Origin of the sequence: Streptomyces sp. NPDC048277 (assembly GCF_040652235.1) — a bacterium.
In the GTDB taxonomy this organism is placed as follows: Bacteria; Actinomycetota; Actinomycetes; order Streptomycetales; family Streptomycetaceae; genus Streptomyces.
Genome location: NZ_JBEZLQ010000010.1, coordinates 163584 through 185983 on the forward strand (window position 1 = coordinate 163584; position 22400 = coordinate 185983).

At 71.8% G+C, this 22400-nt stretch carries 19 protein-coding genes; 8 read left to right on the top strand and 11 right to left on the bottom strand.

Going from position 1 to position 22400, the window contains the following annotated elements:
• The first annotated feature begins 219 nt into the window (after positions 1-219).
• Positions 220-2169 (top strand): hypothetical protein, encoded by a 1950-nt coding sequence (locus AB0D85_RS22715; protein WP_362322886.1) that lies wholly within the window; start codon positions 220-222, stop codon positions 2167-2169.
• Positions 2170-2184: 15 nt separating this feature from the next.
• Here AB0D85_RS22715 and AB0D85_RS22720 read toward each other — a convergent pair whose 3' ends face one another.
• Complete coding sequence (locus tag AB0D85_RS22720) at positions 2185-3348, bottom strand: VCBS repeat-containing protein (RefSeq protein ID WP_362322888.1); 1164 nt, start codon at positions 3346-3348, stop codon at positions 2185-2187.
• 313 nt (positions 3349-3661) lie between these two features.
• Between AB0D85_RS22720 and AB0D85_RS22725 the strand changes: the two genes are divergently transcribed.
• Positions 3662-4186 (top strand): hypothetical protein, encoded by a 525-nt coding sequence (locus tag AB0D85_RS22725; protein ID WP_362322890.1) that lies wholly within the window; start codon positions 3662-3664, stop codon positions 4184-4186.
• Positions 4187-4678: 492 nt separating this feature from the next.
• Here the strand turns inward: AB0D85_RS22725 and AB0D85_RS22730 are convergent, their stop codons facing one another.
• The 7 genes from AB0D85_RS22730 to AB0D85_RS22760 all read right to left on the bottom strand — a co-directional run bounded on the left by AB0D85_RS22730 (position 4679) and on the right by AB0D85_RS22760 (position 13434).
• Positions 4679-5161 carry a hypothetical protein gene (locus tag AB0D85_RS22730; protein ID WP_362322892.1) on the bottom strand — a complete coding sequence of 161 codons (483 nt, stop codon included), beginning with the start codon at positions 5159-5161 and terminating at the stop codon, positions 4679-4681.
• A gap of 389 nt (positions 5162-5550) precedes the next feature.
• On the bottom strand, positions 5551-6588 hold the full coding sequence (locus AB0D85_RS22735; protein ID WP_362322894.1) for a rod shape-determining protein: 1038 nt from the start codon (positions 6586-6588) through the stop codon (positions 5551-5553).
• Positions 6589-6829: 241 nt separating this feature from the next.
• Positions 6830-8185: a carboxyl transferase domain-containing protein gene (locus AB0D85_RS22740; RefSeq protein ID WP_362323297.1), complete on the bottom strand. Its 1356-nt coding sequence runs from the start codon at positions 8183-8185 to the stop codon at positions 6830-6832.
• A 31-nt stretch (positions 8186-8216) separates the two neighbouring features.
• Positions 8217-9659: an acyl-CoA synthetase gene (locus AB0D85_RS22745; RefSeq protein ID WP_362322896.1), complete on the bottom strand. Its 1443-nt coding sequence runs from the start codon at positions 9657-9659 to the stop codon at positions 8217-8219.
• Between the two features lie 136 nt (positions 9660-9795).
• On the bottom strand, positions 9796-10398 hold the full coding sequence (locus tag AB0D85_RS22750) for a class I SAM-dependent methyltransferase (RefSeq protein ID WP_362322898.1): 603 nt from the start codon (positions 10396-10398) through the stop codon (positions 9796-9798).
• 46 nt (positions 10399-10444) lie between these two features.
• A complete protein-coding gene (locus AB0D85_RS22755) occupies positions 10445-11521 on the bottom strand; it encodes a MerR family transcriptional regulator (RefSeq protein ID WP_362322900.1) in 1077 nt (358 codons plus the stop codon).
• 92 nt (positions 11522-11613) lie between these two features.
• The gene (locus AB0D85_RS22760; protein ID WP_362322902.1) at positions 11614-13434 is read right to left on the bottom strand and encodes a zinc ribbon domain-containing protein; all 1821 of its coding nucleotides are present in this window, start codon (positions 13432-13434) and stop codon (positions 11614-11616) included.
• 364 nt (positions 13435-13798) lie between these two features.
• Between AB0D85_RS22760 and AB0D85_RS22765 the strand changes: the two genes are divergently transcribed.
• Positions 13799-14680, top strand: a complete 882-nt coding sequence (locus AB0D85_RS22765; protein WP_362322904.1) for a hypothetical protein — start codon at positions 13799-13801, stop codon at positions 14678-14680.
• Here AB0D85_RS22765 and AB0D85_RS22770 read toward each other — a convergent pair.
• Entirely contained in the window at positions 14661-15215 is a 555-nt protein-coding gene (locus AB0D85_RS22770) for a hypothetical protein (protein WP_362322906.1), read from the bottom strand. The two genes, AB0D85_RS22765 and AB0D85_RS22770, sit on opposite strands and share 20 nt — an antisense overlap.
• Before the next feature lie 176 nt (positions 15216-15391).
• On the opposite strand from AB0D85_RS22770, the gene AB0D85_RS22775 reads away from it, so the two are divergent.
• Positions 15392-16165, top strand: a complete 774-nt coding sequence (locus AB0D85_RS22775) for an IclR family transcriptional regulator (protein WP_362322908.1) — start codon at positions 15392-15394, stop codon at positions 16163-16165.
• Positions 16162-17013 carry an SMP-30/gluconolactonase/LRE family protein gene (locus tag AB0D85_RS22780; RefSeq protein WP_362322910.1) on the top strand — a complete coding sequence of 284 codons (852 nt, stop codon included), beginning with the start codon at positions 16162-16164 and terminating at the stop codon, positions 17011-17013. Before AB0D85_RS22775 ends, AB0D85_RS22780 begins: the two co-directional genes overlap by 4 nt.
• A gap of 90 nt (positions 17014-17103) precedes the next feature.
• Here the strand turns inward: AB0D85_RS22780 and AB0D85_RS22785 are convergent, their stop codons facing one another.
• Together AB0D85_RS22785 and AB0D85_RS22790 are read right to left on the bottom strand one after the other, a co-directional pair.
• The gene (locus AB0D85_RS22785) at positions 17104-18336 is read right to left on the bottom strand and encodes a DUF6545 domain-containing protein (protein ID WP_362322912.1); all 1233 of its coding nucleotides are present in this window, start codon (positions 18334-18336) and stop codon (positions 17104-17106) included.
• Positions 18333-18935, bottom strand: a complete 603-nt coding sequence (locus tag AB0D85_RS22790) for a toxin-antitoxin system, toxin component family protein (protein WP_362322914.1) — start codon at positions 18933-18935, stop codon at positions 18333-18335. The genes AB0D85_RS22785 and AB0D85_RS22790 overlap by 4 nt, the downstream gene beginning before the upstream one ends.
• 235 nt (positions 18936-19170) lie before the next feature.
• On the opposite strand from AB0D85_RS22790, the gene AB0D85_RS22795 reads away from it, so the two are divergent.
• Genes AB0D85_RS22795 through AB0D85_RS22805 form a run of 3 tightly spaced genes read left to right on the top strand, consistent with a single transcriptional unit; the run spans position 19171 to position 22318 of the window.
• Positions 19171-20526, top strand: coding sequence for an extracellular solute-binding protein (locus AB0D85_RS22795; protein WP_362322916.1), 1356 nt, complete (start codon positions 19171-19173; stop codon positions 20524-20526).
• Complete coding sequence (locus AB0D85_RS22800; protein ID WP_362322918.1) at positions 20523-21461, top strand: sugar ABC transporter permease; 939 nt, start codon at positions 20523-20525, stop codon at positions 21459-21461. The genes AB0D85_RS22795 and AB0D85_RS22800 overlap by 4 nt, the downstream gene beginning before the upstream one ends.
• The gene (locus AB0D85_RS22805; RefSeq protein ID WP_362322920.1) at positions 21458-22318 is read left to right on the top strand and encodes a carbohydrate ABC transporter permease; all 861 of its coding nucleotides are present in this window, start codon (positions 21458-21460) and stop codon (positions 22316-22318) included. Before AB0D85_RS22800 ends, AB0D85_RS22805 begins: the two co-directional genes overlap by 4 nt.
• Positions 22319-22400 lie beyond the last annotated feature (82 nt).

Genomic DNA, 22400 nt, shown 5'->3' on the forward strand with positions numbered 1-22400 from the left:
GTGCCGTCGAGGCCGCGGGAACGCGTCGCACTGCTGTTCGTCACCGGACGACCTTAGACCGTGCGAAGGCCTGGACCGCGAGTGTCGACAGTAGTCCGATTTCTGGCTCCGCTTTCTGAGAATATCGCTCAACTGTCGACAGTAAGACGGGAGTTGGGGCAGACTTCCCGGCGATCCGGAACCGTCCGTAGGCACGTCTTGACCACGGAGGAATCACTGATGGCAGCAGGGAGTCGCAGGAACGGGTACGAGCCGAACGAATACGAGCCGAACGAATACGAGCCGAACGGCTACGGGCCGTCGATGAGGGACCGGGTGCGGGCCCTGGTGGTGATGACCACCGCCGGGCTCGGGTCGGCGGTGCTCTCCGGCACCGCCCGCGCGGCGGAGAGCGGGGACATCACCGTCGGGGCCGGGGAGACGTACGTGGTCGGTGAGACCGTGTCCGTCGGCTCCGTCACCGTCGCCGAGGGCGGCACCCTCGCCGCGCCCGACGGCTACAGCCTCACGATGACCGTGGACGGCGTGGAGACCGGCTCCGTGCTGACCGCCACGCTGGCCACGAGTACGACGATCGCACCGGGGTCGTACACCGGCGACATCGTGCTCACGGTCGCCGAACAGAACCCGGCCACCTTCGCGAGCGTCACCTTCCCGCTGCGGCAGGCGCTGTACGCCGGCGCGGACGGTGTCGTCGCCGCCAAGTCCGCCTCCTCGGCACTGGTGGGCGGTACGGTGACCGGCTCGGCGGTGCGGGGCGTGAGCGTCACCTCCACCGGGGAGGCCTTCGACGGCTTCTACGTCGCGGAGGGCGCGTCCTACACGATCACGGACACCACGATCGGCTTCACCGGCAACGGCCGGTGCGACTTCGTCGGGGACGGGGCGGCCCTCGTCGCCACCGGGTCGGGGACACGGCTGGTCGTCGACGGGGTCACCGTCTCCAACAAGGGGGTGGTGCGCAGCGGGCTGGTCGCGGAGGACGGGGCGAACGTCGTCGTCAAGAACTCGGCCGTCCAGTGCCTGAACGGCGTCCTGCCCTCCGACTACGTCTTCGGCGGCGGCGCCAATATGCTCGTCGTGCCCTGGCGGCTCGGCATCTCGGGCAACGTCCGCGCCACCAACGTCATCGGCACCGGCACCACCGCCACCTACATCAACTCCAGCATCGCCTCGGAGACCTGGGGCGCCTTCTCCACCGACTCCGTCTCCGACGCCCAGGCCACCGCGATCAACTGCACCATCAGCAACCTCGGCGACGAGGGCTACGGCTCCTTCGCCGACGGCAACGTGACGGAACGGATCCTCGGCTGCACCCTCGACGTCGGTACGTACGCCACCATCATCGGCGCCTCCAACGGCACCCTGTACTACGGCGACAGCGCGCGAGCGGACGTGGCCCAGCTCAACACCGACCTCGAACTGGGACTGAGCGACGCCGAGTTGGCCGCGCTGCCCGTCCGGAGCACCACCGTCGCCTCCCGGCAGTTCGGGGTGATGTGGCACGGGGCCGGGACCCTGCACATCAGCGGCGGAACCGTCCTCGACACCGCGGCGACCACCTTCCTCGACAAGGCGGTCCGGGCCACCATCACGGTGGACGGCTCGGAGGGCGCCGCGCTCACCCCCGGCAACGGCGTCGTCCTCCAGGTGATGGAGACCGACAACCCGGGCTCGAACGACGGCGTCTACACCGAGCCCACCGACGACCCCGTGAAGGACGCCACCTGGGACGTCACCGCCACCCACGACACCGACACGACCGCCGACTTCACCGCCATCGCCCTCACCGGCGACTTCTACAACGCCATGCGCACCGGCCGGAACATGGTGCTGAGCTTCGCCGCGGCCAGTGCCGTCACCGGCGTGCTGTCGGCCTCCGAGTCCCGGCACGCCATCGACACCATCACCTCCGCCGAGTACGCGCAGCTGGGCCATGTCACCAACACCGCGCAGCCGGTCGTCAACAACGGAGTGGTCGTCACCCTCGACAGCGGCTCGCAGTGGACGGTCACCGGAACGTCGTACCTGAGCCGGCTGACCCTGTCGGCGGACTCCGCGGTCACCGCGCCCGCCGGGAGCACGGTCTCGATGACGGTCGACGGAGAGCCGACCGCCATCGAGCCGGGCGGGGACTACAGCGGGGCGATCACCCTCACCGTGGCGTGACCGACCGTGGCGTGCTCAGGCGCACGAGCCGGTGAACACGTCCACCGCGTCGTCGCTGCTGCTCGCCACCACCAGGTCCTGGGTGCCGTCGGACGTCACGTCGGCGGCGGCCGCCTCGTAGGCGCCGTCCGCCGACAGCTCGGTCAGCTCGCTCAGAGAGCCTCCCGAGGTGCCGGTGTAGACCGAGACCGAGCTGCCGTTGACGGACGAGACCAGGACGTCCGGGATGTCGTCGCCGTTGACGTCGGCCGAGTTGACGGCGACCGGCAGGGCGGAGGTGGTGTAGTCGACGGGGTCCTGGAAGGTGCCGTCGCCGTTCCCGGCGTAGATCTCCAGGGTGTCCGAGCCGTTGCTGACGGTGGCCAGGTCGGTGGTGCCGTCCCCGTCGAAGTCGCCCTCGGTGATGGAGTAGAGCCGCTGCACACTGCTGTACTCGGTGACGTCCCCGAAGGTCCCGTCGCCGTTGCCTAGGGCCACGCTCACGCCCCCGGCGGTGGCGACGCTGGCGGTGGCGATGTCCAGGTTGCCGTCGCCGTCGAAGTCGGTGAGGACGAGTCCGTGCGGCCGGGTCACGGTCACCGTCTGCGAGGAGACGGTGAACGCACCTTCACCGTCGCCCAGCAGCAGGTTGACCCGCCCGGCCGACTCCTCGGCCACCGCGATGTCCAGATCGCCGTCCCCGTCGACGTCCCCGGCGACCAGCGAGCGGGCGCCCGAGCCGACGGTGTACTGGGTGGCCGTCCCGAAGGCGCCGTCGCCGGTGCCGAGCAGGACGCTCACCGTGCCGCCGTCGAAGTCGGCGGTGGCGATGTCCGGGTTGCCGTCGGCGTTGAAGTCGGCGATCACGGACTGGTACGGCTTGTCGCCCACGGAGTAGTCCGTGGCCGTGCCGAAGGTGCCGTCGCCGTTGCCGAGCAGGACGGAGACCGTGTCGGCGTCGTTGTCCGCGGCGACCACGTCGGCGTTCCCGTCGCCGTTGAGGTCACCGGTCACCACGTGCCGGGGGTTGTCGCCGGTGCTCGCCGAGGTGTCGGACCGGGTGAAGGAGCAGGTGGTGGCGGTCGCCGCGGTCGTCGTGTCGGCGGACGCGACGGCGGTGAGACCCGCCGCCACCGTTAAGGCACCGGCCGCTCCGTAGGCCAGGATGCGGAGAGCCCTGCGGTTCCTGTGCTTGCTCATGACCGGACGGGGGTCCTTCCGTGAGACGCGGAAAAGTTGTCTGTCATGGGCACGGGAACCTACGGGCACCGCCTGTGATTCACGTGTTACGGGACCGTGGTTTCGCAGGGTGCCGGTTTCGGCGCCGCCCCGCCCGGTGCGCCAACAACCAAGCTCTGGCCATGACTTGGCCTGCGGATGCCCCGGCTGCGTCCAATCTTCAACTAAGCAACTCCCGTCCCCGGCAAAGAGGTCTACCCGCATAGAGCGCCCGGTGCTGTCATGCCCACGACTGCCCGGAAACGTGCCGGGCACCTCACCGGGAGACCCCCACATGTCCCGAATACGCCGTCCCCTCGTGACCAGCCTCTCCGCTTTCGCCCTCGCCGTCGCGGGCCTCACCATCACCACCGGCACGGCCCACGCCCAGTCGTGCAGCCAGGCCTACCTCCCGCTCCCCGACCCCAGCTGCCAGCCCGGTGACTTCAACCCCGACGTCACCCAGAGCACCATCGACTCCACCATCTGCGTCTCCGGCTGGACCGCGACCGTCCGGCCGTCCAGTTCGTACACGACCGCGCTGAAGAAGAAGCAAATAGTCGAGTACGGCTACACGGACACCAGCACCTCCGACTACGAGGAGGACCACTTCGTCCCGCTGGAACTCGGCGGCGCCCCCAAGAGCGAGCTGAACCTCTGGCCGGAACCGGAGTACGGCACCAAGACGGCCGCCAACAAGGACACCGTGGAGAACAAGCTCAAGAAGGCCGTCTGCGCGGGCACCGTCACCCTCGCCGACGCCCAGGACGCGATCGTCACCGACTGGACGACGGCCCTGTCCAGCCTCGGCCTCAGCTGATTCAGGGGGTGCCCGGCGGATCACGCCGGGGTCGCGGGGTCTGGCACGCGCTCCCCCAGAGGGGGTGCCCCCAGCGGCGTTGTCGTCGGTCGCCAACGTCCCCCAGCCTTCGGCCGGGAGGTGCCCCCACCGCGTCGGCTCCCTCCTCCGCCTTGCAACTGCACGCACCAGACCCCGCTCCGGGTCGGCCGAGACGTTCCGTTGCTTCCCGCCGACCTGATCCGCCGGACACCCCCTACCAACTTTGCTGCCCCGCACGAGGCTTGGATCTGTCACGTGCGGGGCAGAGCCCTCCTACCGGACACGAGGTAGGGGTCAGGGCTCGGCAAGAGGAGGGCGTCATGGACGGTCGGATCCGAGTACGCGTCGTTCGTCGCCCCGCTCCCCGGGGGCAGGAGATCGACCGCAGGACGCCTTCGGGGCGGATCCTGCCCTACTAGGGACGACGGTCGGCGTACGCCGGGGCAGGGCACGGCCGGGCGGCTGACGCGGTCAGTCGCGCAGGACGCCCGGTGGCCAGAGCACGGCGACCCGCAGGCCGTTGGCCCGGGCGTACGCGACCACCTCGGCGGTGCCGCCGCGCCCGCGGGCCGGGCGGCCGTCCCAGACGGCGACCAGCAGATCGCAGTGGTCCGCGACCCAGCGCCCCGCCGCGTCGTACGCCGCCTCCGGCGAGGACTCGGCCGCGAGGTCCACGCGGGTCGTGCAGCGGGCGAGCAGCCGGCGGTACGCCCCCACCGCCGCCGTGTCGCCGAACTGGGCCTCGTAGTCCGTCCCCGGGATCACCGCGGTGACCCGGGCGCCGGCCGCCAGCGCCAGGTCCGCGCACAGCTGGTCCGCACCCGCCGCGAGGCTGGTCAACACCTCCACGTCACCGCTCAGCAGCCCGCGCATACCCTCCCGCACGACAGGCGGCACGGCATCGGGAAGAGCACGGTGCCCCGTGACACCGATCCTGGTCACGCCGTCGGCCATGACACCCGCCCTTCGCCGCCACCGGATCAACTCCCGCGCACTCTAGGGCTGTCGGAGGGGCGCCTGCCAGGTGACGGTCGTATCCCCGGCGGGGACGGTGACCGCCGGGCGGCGAGTGCCCCGTGTCGGGCGGTCGCGAGGTGCACGGTGGTCCGGTTCGGGAGGCGGCAGCCCACCGGCCCCGGGAAGCGGGCGGCGGGCGGGGAGCCCGGCCGGGCGGTGACCGTGGCCGAGAGCGGCGTACCGGGCGGCGGTCGGCTCGGCGGTGCCGAGATGCGGAGCCGAGATGCGGCGGTCGGCTCGGCCGCGTCGAGATGTGGAGCCGAGCTGCGGAGCCGAGACGCCGCGGCAGTTGCCGGATCGGCTCGGGCGAGGTCGCGTGTCGGCGTCTACGCGGCCCGCGGGTCCAGTACCAGTGGGTCGATCCGGCCCTCCAGCATCGCCCCGATGCCCTGTACGACGCACACGTCCGGGCGTTCCGCGATGTGTACCGGCATGCCGGTGGCCTCGCGGAGCAGCTGGTCGAAGCCGGGCAGCAGGGCCGACCCGCCGACCATCATGATCCCGCGGTCGGCGAGATCGGCGACCAGGTCGGGCGGGCAGTCCCGCAGCACCTTGCCGATCCCGTCGAGCACGCCCGTCAGCGGGGTCTGGATCGCATCGCGTACGGCGGCGGTGTCGACGTACACGCTGCGGGCGAGCCCCGTGGCCACGTCCCGCCCGTGGATCTCCGTCGACGCCGGCCCGTGCGGGGTGAGCCCGTTCCCCGACAGGGCGATCTGCAGCGGCCGTACCGCCTGACTCGGCAGTATCAGCGCGTGCTCGTGCCGCAGATGCTGCACGATCGCGTGGTCCACGGCCTCACCGCCGACCGGCAGCCGCTCGGCGCGCACGATGGACCCGAGGGAGAGCACGGCGACCTGCGTGGCCGCGGCGCCGCACACCAGGATCATGGTCGCCTCGGGCCGCTCCACCGGCATCCCGCACCCCACGGCCGCGGCGATCAGCGTGTCGACCAGCTCCACCCGCCTCGCCCCCAGCCCCACCAGCGTCTCGATGGTCGCCCGCTGGGCCAGCGGATCGGCGTCGTGCGGGGTGCAGGCCGCGGCCCGCAGCCGGGGCTTGCGGCGCAGCATACGGCGGGTCTTGTCGCCGAGCAGCTGACGCAGCATGCGCTGGGCGATCTCGATGTCGACGACGGTGCCGCCGGAGATGGGCCGTACGACGCGGATGTAGTCGGGCGTACGGCCCGTCATCTTCTCCGCGAACTCGCCGACGGCGATCAGCGCGCCGGTACGCGTGTTCACAGCGGCGACGGAGGGCTGGTCGACGACCAATCCCATGCCCTTCACATACACCCGGGTGCGGGCGGCCCCCAGATCGACGGCGAAATGGCAGCGGCGCAACTGCTCCAGACTGACGGTCACGGCGATCCTCCCGAGTGTGCGGGCCGTGGACGGGCGGCGGACGGCGGCTTCCTTCGCATCCTCCGGGGGATCGGCACGGCGCGCCTGCGGGAGGGGGCCGGGCGGGGTGCGGCTGAATGGGGGGTTTCGGGGGTCACGTGATGCCGACGGCACCCCCCTGACGGACCACGTATCGCTCCCCGCACCGCGGCCGACGACGACGGCGCCCCCGACGTCGTCCGGGCGGTGTGTGCGAGGTGGCTCAGGGGCGGGGGCGGCCCTCTGTGTCCACTGTGTCCTCTGTGTTCACTGTGTCCACGATGCCCCTGACCACCCCCAGCTCCACCAGGTCCTGCGGTCGGATGCGCAGCTGGTCCGCCGTTGCCTCGACCTGTTCCGGGGGGCGTTTCAGGATGGCCGCCGCCAGTTCGGGGGCGATGACCGAGAAGTAGCTGTCCGGCGTGGCCCAGGTGTTGCCGGGCGCGGCCAGCGCCAGTGCCCCGCCCGAGCCGCCCTCGCCGATGACGAGGGTGGTGACCGGTGTCCGGGCCGCCGCGACCTCCCCGAACAGTTCCGCGATCGCCGCGCCCGCGCCCTGCCGTTCCGCGTCGGCGTCATTGGCGGCGCCCGGGGTGTCGACGAGGGTCAGCACGGGGATGTCGAGCCGGTCCGCGAGCCGTATCAGGCGGGCGGCGGTCCGGTACCCGGCGGGCCGGGTCGCCGTCCCGGTCTGCGCGGCGAAGGCGACGGTACGGCCGTTCCGCTCGCCGAACCCGCACAGCATCCCGCCCGGATCCGCGCCGCCGCACCGGTCGCCGACGAGGGCGACCCGGCGGGCGAAGTAGGCGTCCAGGTAGGCCTCGGCGCGGGGGCGCTGCGGGGCGCGGGCGCGCCGGACGGCCTCCCAGCCGGTGGCCGGCAGCTCGCGGTCGCCGAGCGCGGCCGGCGGGTCGGCGGGAGTCGTGGCCGGTGCGGTCAGCAGCCGCAGCCACAGCCCGAGCACCGGCTTCAGCTCCGCCACGGGCACCACGGCGTCCGCCGCCCCCGCCGCCAGCTGCGCCTCCGCCGTATAGGCCGCCGGGTCCGCGTCCGGCGGGCGGACCCGGGAGCCCGCGAAGCCGACCTGGGCGCCGGGCAGCGCCAGGATCACATCGGCGCCGGCGCCCAGGGTGGCCCAGCCGCCGCCGGTCGTGGGGTCGCGCAGGACGGCGATCTGCGGCAGCCCCGCCTCCCGGGTGAGCGCCGACTGCCGTGCCACCCGCTGGAGTTGGGACAGGGCGAGCATGCCCTCCTGCATCCGGCTGCCGCCGGTGGCGACCAGCGGGACGACCGGCAGCCGGTGGGCGCGGGCATGGACGTACGCCGCCTCCAGCCGGTCGCCGGTCCGCTCGCCCAGCGAGCCGCCGAGGAACCCGAACTCGAACGCGATCAGTACGGCCGTCGTGCCCTCGACCTGTGCGGTGCCGACGACGACGGACTCCTCCTCCCCGGTGCGCTGGGAAGCGCGGGCGCGCGAGGCGTCGTAGCCCTGCCAGGCGAGGGGGCCGTCGGGGGTGGACCGCCGTGCCGGGGGCGGGAGTTCGGCGAAGGTGCCCGGGTCGGCGACGAGGGCGAGCATCCGGCGGGCGGAGAGCCGCTCGGGCGTCTGCTCAGGCACCCAGGGCTCGCTTCATGATCTTCCCCATGTCGTTGCGGGGGAGGGCGTCCAGGTGGCGGACGACACGCGGACGCTTGTGCGGGGCGAGCCGGCCGGCGACATGGTCGGCCAACTCCTCGGCCGACGGCGGCGACTGCGGATCGGCCGGGACGATCCAGGCGACGATCCGCTCGCCCAGGTCCGCGTCCGGCTCCCCGGTGACGGCGGCCTCCCGCACCCCCGGATGTTCGAGGAGGGCGTTCTCGATCTCCCCGGCCCCGATCTTGTAACCGCCGCTCTTGATCAGGTCGGTGGCCTTGCGCCCGACGATCCGCACATAGCCGTCCGCCTCCCGCACGGCCATGTCGCCGGTCCGGAACCAGCCGTCGGCGGTGAAGGCGGCGGCGGTGGCGTCGGGCCGGTTGAGGTACTCGGTGAACAGGTTCGGACCGCGCACCTGGATCTCGCCGACGGTCTCCCCGTCGTACTCGGCGATCGCCGTCCCGTCCTCCTCCACCAGCCGCAGCTCCACGCCCGGCAGCGGCACGCCGACGGTCCCCGCCCGCGCCTCGCCGTCCGCGCGGACGGCGGTGTTCATCAGGGTCTCCGTCATGCCGTACCGCTCGATCACCCGCCGTCCGGTCGCGGCCGCGATCCGTTCGTGGTCGTGCAGGGGCAGCGCGGCGGAGCCGGAGACCAGCAGCCGGGCCCGGCCGAGGGCCTTCGCCAGTCCGGGGTCGGCGGGCAGCGCCTCGGCGATCCGGTGGTACATGGTGGGGACGCCGAACAACATGGTCGCGCCGTCGTTCAGCTCGCGGGCCACGCCGTCGGTGTCGAAACGCCCGAGGTGGCGGACGCAGCCGCCGCGCCGCAGCGGCCCGAGGATCCCCAGCACCAGCCCGTGCACATGGAAGAGCGGGAGGCCGTGTACGAGGGTGTCCTCCCCGGTCCACTGCCAGGCGTCGGCGAGCGCGTCCAGGGTCGCGGCGAGCGCCCGGCGCGGGATGACGGCGCCCTTGGGCGGGCCGGTGGTGCCGGAGGTGTAGACGACGAGGGCGGGGTCGGAGTCGTCGGTACGGTCCTCGGGCAGCGGGCCCGCGCCCTGCACGTCCACGTCGATGCGCGGCAACGCGGCGAGGGCGGACGGGAGGTCGGCCCCCGGAGCCGCCAGCACCGCGCTCGGCGCGCTGTCGGTGAGGATGTGCGCGAGTTCCTTCTCGCCCGACCTGGGGTTGAGCGGTACGGCCGCCTTGCCGGCGAGCAGCGTGCCGACGACGGCGACGGCGGTCTCCAGCTCCGGGGTCGCCCACACGGCGACCCGCTCGGCACCCCCGACCCGGCCGGCGAGGGCGCCCGCCGCGGCGGCGAGCTGTCCGTACGTCAACGACCGTGCGCCGAACCGCAGAGCCACTTGCTCGCCCGGGCCGTCCACCAGTGCCGGAAACAGAAGGGACACGCGATGACTCCTCACATCGGACAACACCGGTCGGAACCTCGACAGCCCCTTCCTACACCAGCAGCCGCACTCCCAGGGCACCCCACCCGCGCTCCGGACCAGGGCATTGATCACAGTGCCGGGTCCGCTGCCGCCGTCACGGGCGCCGGGTCCCTACGACGGTGCACAGATCGGGCGCCAGCCGCACCTCCACCGCCCGCAGCGCGGGATGCTCCAGCCAGTGCAGCCGCGCCCGGTCCACGCCTCCCGCGTGCCGGGGCGGCCACCGGTCGGCGGGAGTGAAGTCGTCGACGACGACGGTGCCGCCGGGCACCAGCAGCCGCTCGACATCGGCGGGCGCGTCACCGTCGGCCTTCCCCTGCCCGCCCCCGTCGAGCACGAGCAGTTCGTACGGCCCGTGCGCCGCGATCTCCCGCCAGTCCCCGCACATCACCCGCACGTCGGCCCGGTCCCGGAACACCTCGGCGGCGGCCCCGGCCCGCCCGGCGTCCCGCTCCACGCTGAACAGCCGAACCCCGTCCCGGGCCCCCGACACCAGCCAGGCCAGCCCCACCCCCGTCCCGGTCCCGGTCTCCCCGATCCGCCCCGACACCCCACCGGCGAGCACCTGCAGCAACCGCCCCTGCTCGGGCCGGCAGGAGTACGCGAAGGACCGCTCACGCGCGGCGCCGACAGCACGCTGCACGAGGGGCGGAAGCGAGGAAAGGCCGGCATGGGCATCGGTGCCGTGAAGTGCCATGCCGGCCTTTCTACCGGTTCTTGGCTACCGTTTCCCGCCCGGTCTCTCAGCTGTCCGGGGCAGGCGGGCGGGTGGGAGACACCACGTCGGCGACGACGCAGCTCACGTTGTCCGTGCCGCCTGCCGCGTTGGCCTCCTCGACCAGCGTCCGTACCGTGTCCTCCAGATCCCCCGAGAGCAACGCCCGTATCCGCTCGTCGGCAACCACCCTGGTCAGACCGTCGGAGCAGACCAGGTACCGGTCCCCGTCCCGGGCCTCGCGCAGCTTCAGGTCCGGCGTGGCCGCCCGGTCTCCCGACAGCGCCTTCGCCAGCAGCATCCGCTGCGGATGGCTCTCCGCCTCCTCCGGCGTCAGCCGCCCCTCGTCGATCAGCGACTGCACCACACTGTGGTCGTGCGTGATCCGGAACAGCTCCCCGTCCCGCAGCAGATACGCCCGCGAGTCCCCGATGTGGACCAGGGCCAGCCGGGACCCGGTCCACAGCAGCGCGGTGAGCGTCGTACCGACCTCCGCGCTTCCTCCGGCCGCCTCCCGCACGGCCTCGTCCGCCGAACGCACCGCGTCCTCCAGGAGGTTCAGCACGTTCCCCGCCGAAAACTCCTCGTCCTCAAGGGACTTCAGCGCCTCCACGGCGGCGGCACTGGCCGGCGCCCCGGCCGGTCCGAACCCGTCGGCCACGGCCAGCAGCCGGCGCCCCGCGTACGCGGTGTCCTGGTTGGACGGCCGGACATGCCCCCGGTCCGAGTGGGCGGCGTAACGCAACTCCAGCATCTTCGTCGTTTCCCTTCTCGACTCTCCGGACAGGTGGTCGACGAGGAACGCGGCCAGGTCCCGCCGTACGGCGGTCTCCGCCTCGACACGGGCCCAGTACGCCCGTAGCTCCCGGGCGGCCTGGCCGGCGGGCAGCCCGCACACCTCGTGGATCAGGGCCAACGGCATCCCGAGCCGCCGTAGCCAGGCCACCAGCCGGGCGCGTTCGAGCTGTTCGACGGCGTAGTACCGGTAGCCGGTGTCCGGGTCCACCCGGGCCGGCTTCAGCAGGTCCAGTTCGTCGTACAGCCGCAGCGCCTTCGGCGACAGCCGGCAGGCCTTGGCGAACGCGCCGATGGTCATCCACTCCATGCGCACTCCCTGCCCCACCTCACGTTCCTCGCCGTCCGTCATCGATGCTGCGGCTTCACCGAAGGTGAAGGTCAACGGGTTAGCGTCTCTGATCAGTTATGCGAACCTATGTGAACCGTGGGGTTCGGCAGGGGCTCTGCCCACCGTGGTGGGGTGGCGTGGGCGTGCAGGTGGAATCCCGCGCCCAGCGCTGCCCCTCTGGGCCGGTGTCGGCGGGTGGTGGGGGTGCTGGTCGTCGTCGCGCCCTGGTGCCGGTGGGCTGCGCGGGGCAGTCTCGTCCGGCCCGTGTGAGCGTGTCCCTCCGGACGCTTGCCCGCCGGTCCCGTGGGACTGGCGGGGGAGGGTGCCCTGCGTCGCCTGGGCGCGGGGCGTGGGGTTGTGCGTCGGGTGGGTCCGGTCTTGGACCGGTCCTTCCCGCTGGTCTCCGTAGCCGGGCTGACCACGGCTTTGGATTCGAGCGTCTCCACCACCGAGCGGATGATCATGGTGCCGGTGGTGCGCTCGGTGACGGTTTTGGTCTGGTGGGCGAGGCCGCGTGCGGCGATACGCTGCCACGCCCCCATGTCGCGGTCACCCTGCCAGCCGCATTCGCGGTTGGGGCAGAGGGCCCATTTCCATCCGGGTGCGGTGGGCCGGTCGGGGGCCTTGCGGTGGTGCAGCGGGACCAGGCAGCGGGGGCAGTGCTTAGAGGTGTTGCGTGCCGGGACGGTGACGACGGCGATGCCTGCTTCGGCGGCCAGGTGCCGCATCCGGTCCACGATCTGCCCGCGTACCTGTTGGGAGAGGCGGGTGTTGAGGGTGCGCCCCAAGCTGCGGGCCTCCATCGAGCGGAGGTCCTCGACGTAGATCACGCTCGCGCGGGCGGTGATGGCCTGGTCGACCGTCCAGCGGGCGGCTGCCCATGCCAGGGTGCCGTTGAGGTTGGAACGGCGGTCGCAGACGTACCTCATCTCTTCGGCGAGCACCCGCTGTTTGCCCGTCAGCGGATGTGCGTCGTCTCCGGCGATGAGGCGCTGGTAGTGGCCGGTCTTGGTGTGCAGGTGTTCACTCTCGCGGCGCAGCCGGTGCTGTTTGGCCAGCACGCCGGTTGCGCGGAACATGGCCCCGCCTCCGACTGCGGCGATCTTCCCGTCGTCGTGCTGGCGGACGGGCCCCGCGCTGAGCAGGGTGTTCAGCCCCCAGTCCACGCCGAGGGCGGCGGCGTGCCCGGTACGCCGGGCCATGGGTACGGCGTGGCTGTAGGCGAGGTCGGCCCGCACTCGGCCGTGGTGGATGCGCAGGGTGGGCAGGTGCAGCGCTGAGCCGGGCGGGATGGTCGGCGGCAGCGTGATGGGGCAGGCTACCCAGCCCCAGTCCGCGTACGAGCGCGGGTCGGGGCGGATGGGCAGCTGCACCCTGAGCAACGCGCGGCCCGGATCGTCACCACGGTCGATCGATGCCTGCTGCCCGTCGCAAGCCGACAACAGCAGCATCCGCGCTGTACGAGGATGCGTCTCCAGTTCGAACACATCGGCTGGCAACCGGCTGTGCTTGCGTGCGAAGACGGCAATCTGCCGGGTCCGGGACCTGATCACGCCGGAGGGCAGGTTCCGGCCGTCGGGGACGGCCTTACGGACGGCATCCCATTCGTCATAGGTTCGCTTCGAGGGTTCGGTGGGCCACGTCTGAATGACTCCTGCGGTCATGTCAGCCCGCCACTTCGCCGACCGCAGTAGGCGCCCGGCCTGTTCCTGGGCCATACGCACGATCCGGTCATTGACACGGACGCCTTCGGCCGGGGTTGCGGACCAGCCCAGCCGCCGGAGGGCCATCCACGCGTTCGACGGCAGCCCGCGGCCTGTGCCGTCCACGCCCGAGGCGAGCAGGTCCACATCGGCGGTGTTCCAGTGCACGGCCAGCAGGTCAGCGGCCATACCGGACACCAGATCAGCTGCCCAGCCCACCCGCTGGGCCAAAACGGCGGCTGACAACGCTTCGCCCGTGTTCTCTACTACGCCCGCACGCAGCAGGCCCCTGGCACAGGCGGTGCGGGCCGTCTCCCCCTGGCTCAACTGCAGCCTCCGGCTCACCGACACCCCTCCCTCCGCCTGTGGTGCTGTCATCCGATCAACGACACTCCCGCGAAAAGGTCACGCACTCGATATCCGTACTCACATGCGACACCCGTACCGGACATCCGACTTGAGGCCGATGGGTGACGCGTCACTATGGATCCCAACGGAAAGACGTGAGTCTGCCCAAGAAACGCAGTCGCCATCAGCCAAGGGAGCCCCCGCCGTGCCTCGCATAGCCCTCGCCACCTACGACCCCGGCACGGAGCCGAGCAAGGACCGGGATCTGCCGGTGCTGCTGCGGGCGCTGGCCGCCGCCGGTGCGGACGCCGTCGCGCATGCCTGGGACGATCCGGAGGTGGAGTGGGGCGGTCACGACCTGGTCGTCATCCGTTCCACCTGGGACTACAGCTGGCGTACGGACGAGTTCGTGGCGTGGGCGGAGCGGGTGGGGAAGGCGACGCGGCTCGCGAACCCGGCCGGTGTCGTGCGGTGGAACACGGACAAGCGGTATCTCGGGGACCTCGCGGCGGCCGGTGTGCCCGTCGTGCCGACCCGGTACCTCGCCCCCGGCGATCCGGCCGGGGCCGCCGATCTCCCCGCCGACCGCGACTTCGTCGTCAAGCCGGTCTTCGGCGCCGGTGCCCGGTTCGCCGCCCGCTACACGCCCGACGAGCACGGGACGGCAGTACGGCATCTCGCGCGGATGCACGACGAGGGGCTGACCGCGATGGTGCAGCCGTACGTCGCCGGGATCGACGTCAGCGGGGAGCGGGCGCTGCAGTTCTTCGGCGGGAAGCTGCTGCACGCCAGCCGCAAGCGGGCCGTGCTCACCCCGGGCACGGCGTACGACGCGGACAAGGTCGCCCACCCCGATCTGGCGCGCTGGACCCCGACCCCGGCCGAACTCGCGGTCGCGGAGAGCGCGTTGGCGGCCGTACCGGAGGCGCCCGAGCTGCTGTACGCGCGGGTGGACCTGGTCGACGGGGAGGACGGGCGGCCGCGGGTGATGGAGCTGGAGCTGGTCGAGCCGAACCTGTTCCTGTTCCTGCACCCGGGGTCGGCGGAGGCGGTGGCGGCGGCGATCGTCAGCGCGGCTCGTCGATGACCGCGGTGCGCTGCAGCAGCCCCCAGGTGAACTCGGCGACCACCTGACGGCCGTCGGGCACTTTGAAGGTCAGGCCCCAGCGGGTCGGGGCCGAGCCCTCCAGGGGGCGGGCCGGGGCGAAGGCGCGGGCGGCCTCGTCGACCGTGCAGGACCAGGGGGCGAGGTCGTCGTACGTCTCCAGTCTCGGCGCGGGGGCGCCGGGGGCGCGGACCAGCCACTCGTTCCAGACCGCGCCGCCGGGGCCGGCCATGACCTCGAAGCGGAGGGTGGGCCACAGGGGGAGCGGCCACTGCCAGGCCAGGCACTCCAGGTCGCCGACGGTGCGTTTCGTCTCCGACTCGGGCGGGCCGAGGACCGAGCGGTAGCGGGCCGCGGCGGACCGGGACCGGGGCGACCGGGCCATCGCCTGCCAACGTTTGTTGGCCTCCCGCATGTCCGCGATCGACGCGCCCAGTTCGCGCCGGGCGTCCGCCACCAGGTCCGGGTTGTGGTCGGCCATACGGCGCAGCAGCACCAGCTGGAAGTCCAGTTGCATGGGATCCATGGTGGCCCCATCGGGCACCTGGCTGTGCCCGGGTCGTTCCCGACCATTGCCCGCACAATCCTCGATGGTTAGCCTGTGTTCGTCATGCCGATCGCCTGTTGATATCTCGAACGGCTCCCGCAGCTCGGACGATATCTGGCGCTTAGACCCAAGGGAGGGGGCCGGACGTGGGACGTCTCGTGCCTGCCGTGACCCGGGCTCTCGACATTCTTGAGCTCTTCCTGGACGGGGACGGGACCCTCTCCGCCCCCGACATAGTGCGCAAACTCCAGTTGCCGCGGACCACCGTGCATGAGCTGGTGACCACGCTCTCCGCCCGCTCGTACATCGTGCCCGTACCCGGACAGCCCGGACGTTACCGGCTCGGCGTCCGCCCGTACCAGCTCGGCAGCCGATACGCCGAGCAGCTCGACCTCGCCGCCGAGGGCCAGCAGGTCGCCCGGTCCGTCGCCGAGACCTGCGACGAGACCGTCCACGTGGCGATCCTGGAGGGCACCGACGTCATCTACATCGCCAAGGTCGACTCCACGCACGCGGTCCGCATGGTCTCCGCCGCCGGCCGCCGGCTGCCCGCCCACTGCACCTCGGTCGGCAAGATGCTGCTGGCCTCGCTGCCGGAGCCGGAGCTGAGCGCACGCATCCCCGACGACGCCGACCTCGTCCGGATGACGCCGAACAGCATCACCGAGCCGGGCGCGCTGCGCGAGGCCCTCACCGAGATCCGCGCGCGCGGTATCGCCGTGGAGAGCCGTGAGTCCAACCCGGACGTCTCCTGCGTGGCCGCGCCGGTCCGCGACCGCACCGGCCAGGTCGTCGCGGCGCTCTCCATCTCCGTCCCGATGATCCGCTGGAGCGACGAGCGCCGGGGCGAGCTGGAGCAGCTCGCCGCGAAGGGCGCCGCCGAGCTCTCCGAGCGCCTCGGCCACCGGAGCGTGGCATGACGACGACGCAGTACGAGGTCGCGGTCGCGGCGGAGGCGACGCTCGGCGAGGGCCCGACGTGGGACGCGGCGACCGGCCGCCTCCTCTGGATCGACATCCTCGGCTCCCGCGTCCACACGTACGACCCGGCGACGGGCCGCCGTACGACCCGTACGACGGACCAGCACGTCGGCGCGGTCAAGCCCCGCGCGAACGGCGGCCTGGTCCTCAACCTCCGGGACGGTGTGGGCCTTCTCGACCCCGACGACACGTTCCGCTGGCTCCACCGCGAGCCGGTCCCCGGCCGCCGCGCCAACGACGCGGCCGTCGCCCCCGACGGCTCCCTGTGGGCCGGCACGATGCGCTACGACGAGACGGCGGGCGGCGGCACGCTGTCGCGGGTGACGGCCGACGGCACGGTGACGACGCTGCTGGCGGACGTCGCCGTCAGCAACGGCACGGGCTGGAGCCCGGACGGCCGTCACGTCTACTACATAGACAGCCCGACCCGCCGGGTGGACGTCTTCGACTACGACGGCGAACTCCCCGCCAACCGCCGCCCGTTGGTGACGATCGAGGAGGGCGCCGGTTTCCCCGACGGCCTCACGGTCGACGCGGACGGCTGTGTGTGGGTGGCGCTGTGGGACGGGGGAGCGGTGCGGAGGTACACGCCGACGGGTGAACTGGACCGCGTGATCACGCTGCCGACCCCGCGTACGACGGCCTGTGCGTTCGGTGGTGCCGATCTGACCGACCTGTACGTCACGACGGCGAGGGCGGGCCTGGACCGCCCGCACCCGACGGCGGGTTCGCTGCTGGTGATTCCGGGTGCGGGGAAGGGCGTGGCCCAACCGGTGTTCGCCGGATAGGGGTTGCTCGGACGACTCGTTCGGCTGCGGGTGCGTGGGGGCTGGTCGCGCCCACGCGGCGGAGCCGCATGTCGATGCAGCCCCGCGCCCCTAAAGGGGCGCCTCGTGTACCGCGATCTTGCTCGCCCGGGCGCGTACCGCCTCTATCTCCTCCGGGTGTCTGAGGGCCCGGGACGTCGCTCCGATCTCCTGGAGGAGGTGGGTGGTGTCCGGGCCGTCGGTCGTGTCGGTGGGGTCGGGGGTGCGGTCCCGGGTGTCGACGGCGTCGAGGATGCTGACCGCGGAGGCCAGGGCCCGGGCCCGGTCGGGCGGGTGGCCGAGGGCGAGCGCGGCGTCGTAGGAGCGCCGGTCGAGGTCGGCGTCGATACGGCGGGTCAGGGGCAGCAGGACGTCCCGGATGAACGTCTCGCGCCGCGTCAGCCGCAGTGCGGGCGTGGCGCGCAGCACGAAGGGGACGCCGTCGCCGTGCACGGTCCTGGTCAGCCGGTACAGCGGCCCCAGTTCGCAGTGGGCGAGCCGGACCCGCCAGCGGTCGTGGAGGTACTGGCCGACGTGGGGGAGGGTGAAGCCGACGGCGATGTTGACGGCGGAGAGGGCGGCGGCGGCCGGGGCGAGGTCGGTGCTGAGCCAGTCCAGGTCCGCACCGGTCCAGCGGGCGGCGACCGCGACCAGCTTGGCCGCGTCGAAGGTCAGGTTCAGCAGGTATCCGACGCCGAGCAGCTTCAGTCCCCAGCGCAGCCAGGCGTCGAGGCCCTCGGTGCGCACCCAGTTCCAGATCAGCCGCGAGGTGATGACGCAGGCCAGGGAGTGGGCGACGAGGTAGAGCAGGATCTCCTCGCGCATGAACGGGGTGGTGGCGTAGTAGGTGTCCAGGTCCCGCAGCCGCACCACGGGTACGTCGGCGAGGGCGAACAGCAGCCACAGGGCGACGATCACCCCGGAGTAGACGGAGATCACCCAGCGGATCGCGCGCCGGGTGGCCGCGGAGCGGTCGGACAGGCCGTTGCGCCAGGCGATGATCAGCAGCAGACAGGAGGCGCCGAGCGCGGTGAGCAGCGAATAGCACCAGGGCGCCGAGATGTTGGGCACGCCGGTCCACCGGTTCACGGCGGCGATCGTCGACGGGGTGCAGAACACGAACACCGCGCAGCCGAGCAGCAGCAGTCCGCCGACCGCGCGCAGCAGCGGGTCCCGCCACAGCCGGATGATGGTGGGCAGCTTGATCACCAGGGCGGTGGTGAGCACGGCGGTCGGGATCCAGAAGGAGACGGAGAAGTTCCCGAGCAGCCCCGCGGGGCTCAGCGCGACCTGGGCGGAGCTCACCGCGCCGCTCCGCCGGGCCCGCGGTAGCCGAGGCTGCGCTGGACACGGTCGTGCGGCGAGCGACGCGGCCCTTCGACGTAGGGCCGGAAGGCGGTCGCCAGCCGGTACCCGAAGTCGTCGGCCTCTGCCTCGTCGGTCTCCCGGGAGCCGTTGCGCGCGGCGACCGTCAGCGCCCTGTCCCGCCAGCCGGGCCGGCCGGCGAGCGCGCGGGCGGCCTCCGGAGCGAGTCCGTGCTGGTGCCGGTGGCCGGCGTGCAGATGCCACAGCTCATGGCCGAGGATGACCAGTTGCTGCACCGCCTCGGCCCGCTCCTCGACGATGACCAGGTCGAAGTCCTGGAACTCCACCCACAGTCCGGTGACCTCGATCTCGTCCGGGAACCGCTCGAACCGCAGCTCCACCGGCCGTCCGGCGCGCAGCGCGGTCATCTCCTCGCACAGCGCCCGGCACAACTCGCCCACGTCGGCCGGTGCGTGGGGCCGGGCGCGGACGGCTGCGGCGAGGCCGGCGGCGAGGACCCGCATCTGTGCGTTCGGCCGGGAGCGCCGCAGCCTCGCGGTGATCCGGGCCCACAGGTGCCGAGCGCCGGCCAAGTCCATCGCTCCCCCTTCGCACCGCCCCGACGGCGGTGACCGCGCTGCGTCGGCCCGTCCGAGATTACGCGTCCGGACGTGTCCGCGTCATGCCATCCGGCGACGGTGGTTCACCCGGGAACGACTGCCCGATACAGGAAAGTCACGCGGGACCCATTGACGCGGAAGCGCTTCGATTTTACGGTCCCGTTCGAAGTTACGGGCACATGTCGAAATCTCGAACGACAGGTAAGGGCAGGCAATGGGACGACCTGGCCTCAGTCGCAGGCAACTACTGGGCACGGCGGGCGGGCTGGCGGTGGCGGGGAGCTTCGGCTTCGCGGCCCTCGGCACCGGCGCCGACGCGCTCGCCTCCACCGCGCGCACCCGCGTGCGCTACTGGAACCTCTTCAGCGGCGGCGACGGCTCCAACATGATCGCGATGCTGGACGCCTTCCGCCGGACGCACCCGGACATCGCGGTGAAGGACTCCACCCTCCAGTGGGGCAACCCCTTCTACACCAAGCTCGCCATGGCCGCCGCCGGCAACCGCGCACCGGACCTCGGCGTCATGCACATCGGCCGGGTCGCCGGCTTCGCGCCGGGCCGCCTCCTGGACACCTGGGACGTCGGCCTGCTCGCCAAGTACGGCCTGCGGGAGTCGGACTACAACCCCCGGCTGTGGCAGCGCGGCATCGTCGACGGCAAGCTCTACGCGCTCCCGCTCGACGTCCACGTCCAGCTCTGCTTCTACCGCAAGGACGTGCTGAAGAAGGCGGGCCTGCTCGGCGCGGACGACCGGATCGTGCCCATCACCTCCACCGACGACTGGTTCGGCGTCCTCAAGGAGGCCAGGAAGGCCACCAAGAAGGGCCTGCAGACCATCGGCCTGTGGATCAACGACCAGAACTTCCAGTGGTGGTTCTTCGTCGCCTTCTACACCCAGCTCGGCGGCACCTGGTTCAACGACGCGAAGACCGAGGTCACCTTCGACACCGACAAGGCCACCCAGGTCCTGGAGTTCCTGCGCCGGCACGTCACCGACGGCTACGCCGACCCGACCATGGGCTCCGTCGGCGCCGAGCAGTTCATCAACGGCGCCCCCTTCGCCTGGGAGGGCAACTGGTCGGTGCCGGTCTACTCCGGTGCGAAACTCGACTACGGCGCCATCCCCCTCCCGCCCGTCTTCGGCACCCGAGCCACCCACGCCGAGTCGCACTCCTTCGTGCTGCCGCACCAGTCCGACCGCGGCGGCGCCGCCAACGAGGCCGCCCACCAGCTCGCCGCCTACGTCGTCACGCACGCCCAGCAGTGGGCGGCCGGCGGCCACATCCCCGCCTATCTGCCGACGCTCTCCACCCCCGCGTACCAGAAGCTCTACCCGCAGAACGAGTACGCGTCGGCCATGAACCACCAGGCCAACGAGCCCAAGGTGTGGTTCGCGGGCTCCACCGGCATCCTCGCCCAGCGCGTCGGCCCCATCGTCGTCTCCTCGACCATGGGCTCCGCCAAGCCCGACGCCGCGGCCCGCCGGATGAAGAGCGAACTGGCCACGCTGCTCGCGATGAAGAACCCCATGGACGGCAAGACCGCCGCGCAGGGAGGTACGGCCGCATGACGACCGCCGAGACCGTTTTCGCACCGGCCCGCACCAGGACCGCCACGGCCGCAGCCACCCTCCGCCGCAAGCAGGGCTTCCAGCACGGCGGCTGGTTCGTCGCCCCCTTCCTCCTCCTCTTCACCCTCTTCGTCATCTGGCCGCTGCTGCGCGGCGTCTACCTCAGCCTGACCGACGCCAACATCACCGGCGCGGGCGCGAACTTCATCGGCCTCGACAACTACCGCGAGGCCCTCAAGGACCCCCTGATGTGGGACGCGCTGGGCCACAGCGCGTACTTCACCCTCCTGGTGGTCCCCTGCATCACGGTCCTCGCGTTCCTCCTCGCGATGCTCGCCCACCACATCGAACGCGTCACATGGCTGTGGCGCCTCTGCTTCTTCGTGCCCTTCCTCCTCCCGTCCACGGTCGCCGGCAACCTCTGGCAGTGGCTGTTCAACCCCGGCACGGGAATGATCAACTACGTGTTCGGCATCGACACGCCCTGGCTGACCGACAAGTCGTACGCGATGCTCGCCATCGTCATCGAGACCCTGTGGTGGACGGTCGGCTTCAGCTTCCTGCTCTACCTCGCCGCCCTCCAGTCCATCCCCGCCCACCTCTACGAGGCCGCGAAGCTGGACGGCGCCAACGCCTGGCACCGCATGGTCCACATCACCCTGCCGATGCTCCGCAACATCACCGGCCTGGTGATCGCCCTGCAGATCCTCGCGTCCCTCCAGGTCTTCGACCAGGCCGTGGTCATGATGGACTTCGGCCCCGGCCCCGAGAGCTCGACGCGCACCTTCGTCCAGTACACCCTCGAAGAGGGCTTCACCAGCTACCGCGTGGGCTACGCCTCCGCGATCTCCGTCATCTTCTTCGTGATCATCGCGACCGTGGCCCTCGCACGCATGTGGCTGCTGCGCAACCGCACCGAGGAGGCCACCCGATGAGCAGCACGGCCGTACCGCGCTCCCGCCGCAGGTCGACCTGGACCCCCAGCCAGATCGTCCTCACCCTCCTCGGCACGGCCGTCTCGGCCGTCTTCCTCGCCCCCCTCCTCTGGGGCCTGTTCACCTCCCTCAAGTCGGAGACCGAGGCCGTCGACGTACCGACGCACTGGCTGCCGAAGCACTGGACGGTCCAGGCCTGGAAGGCCCTCTTCGACACCGGCAACATCACCGACTGGTTCGTGAACTCCCTGGTCGTCTCCGTCTGCGTGACGTCCGTCGTGCTGCTGGTGAGCGCCCTCGCCGGATACGGCTTCGCCCGCACCGAGTTCCGCGGCAAGGGCGCGCTGATGGGCCTGGTGATGTCCGGCCTCATGGTCTCCCCGGCCGTCCTCGGCGTCCCCCTCTTCACCACCGTCCAGCAGATGGGGATGGTCGACACCTACTGGGGCATGATCCTCCCGCAGTGCGCCCCCGCCGCGATGGTCTACATCCTCTACAAGTTCTTCCAGGGCATCCCGCGCGAACTGGAGGAGGCCGCCTTCATCGACGGCGCGGGCCGCTGGCGGGTCTTCTTCACCATCGTGCTCCCCCTCTCCCGCCCCTCCCTGGCCGCGGTCGGCATCTTCACCTTCATCGCCTCGTGGAACAACTTCCTGTGGCCCTACATGGTGACCAACAACCCCGACCTGATGACCATGCCGAACGGCATCGCGACCGTCATGAACTCCTACGGCATCCAGTGGGCCCAGCTCATGGCCGGCGGCCTGATGGCGGGCCTCCCGCTGATCGTCGTGTTCGTCTTCTTCCAGCGCCAGATCGTGGCGGGCGTGGCCCACACGGGCCTGGCCGGCCAGTGAGGAGGAGGGTGAGCCAGTTGAAGCGCTTCACTCGTAAGGGTGGAGACGTGGACCCAACCGGTATCTGCGTCCAGTCGGCCCG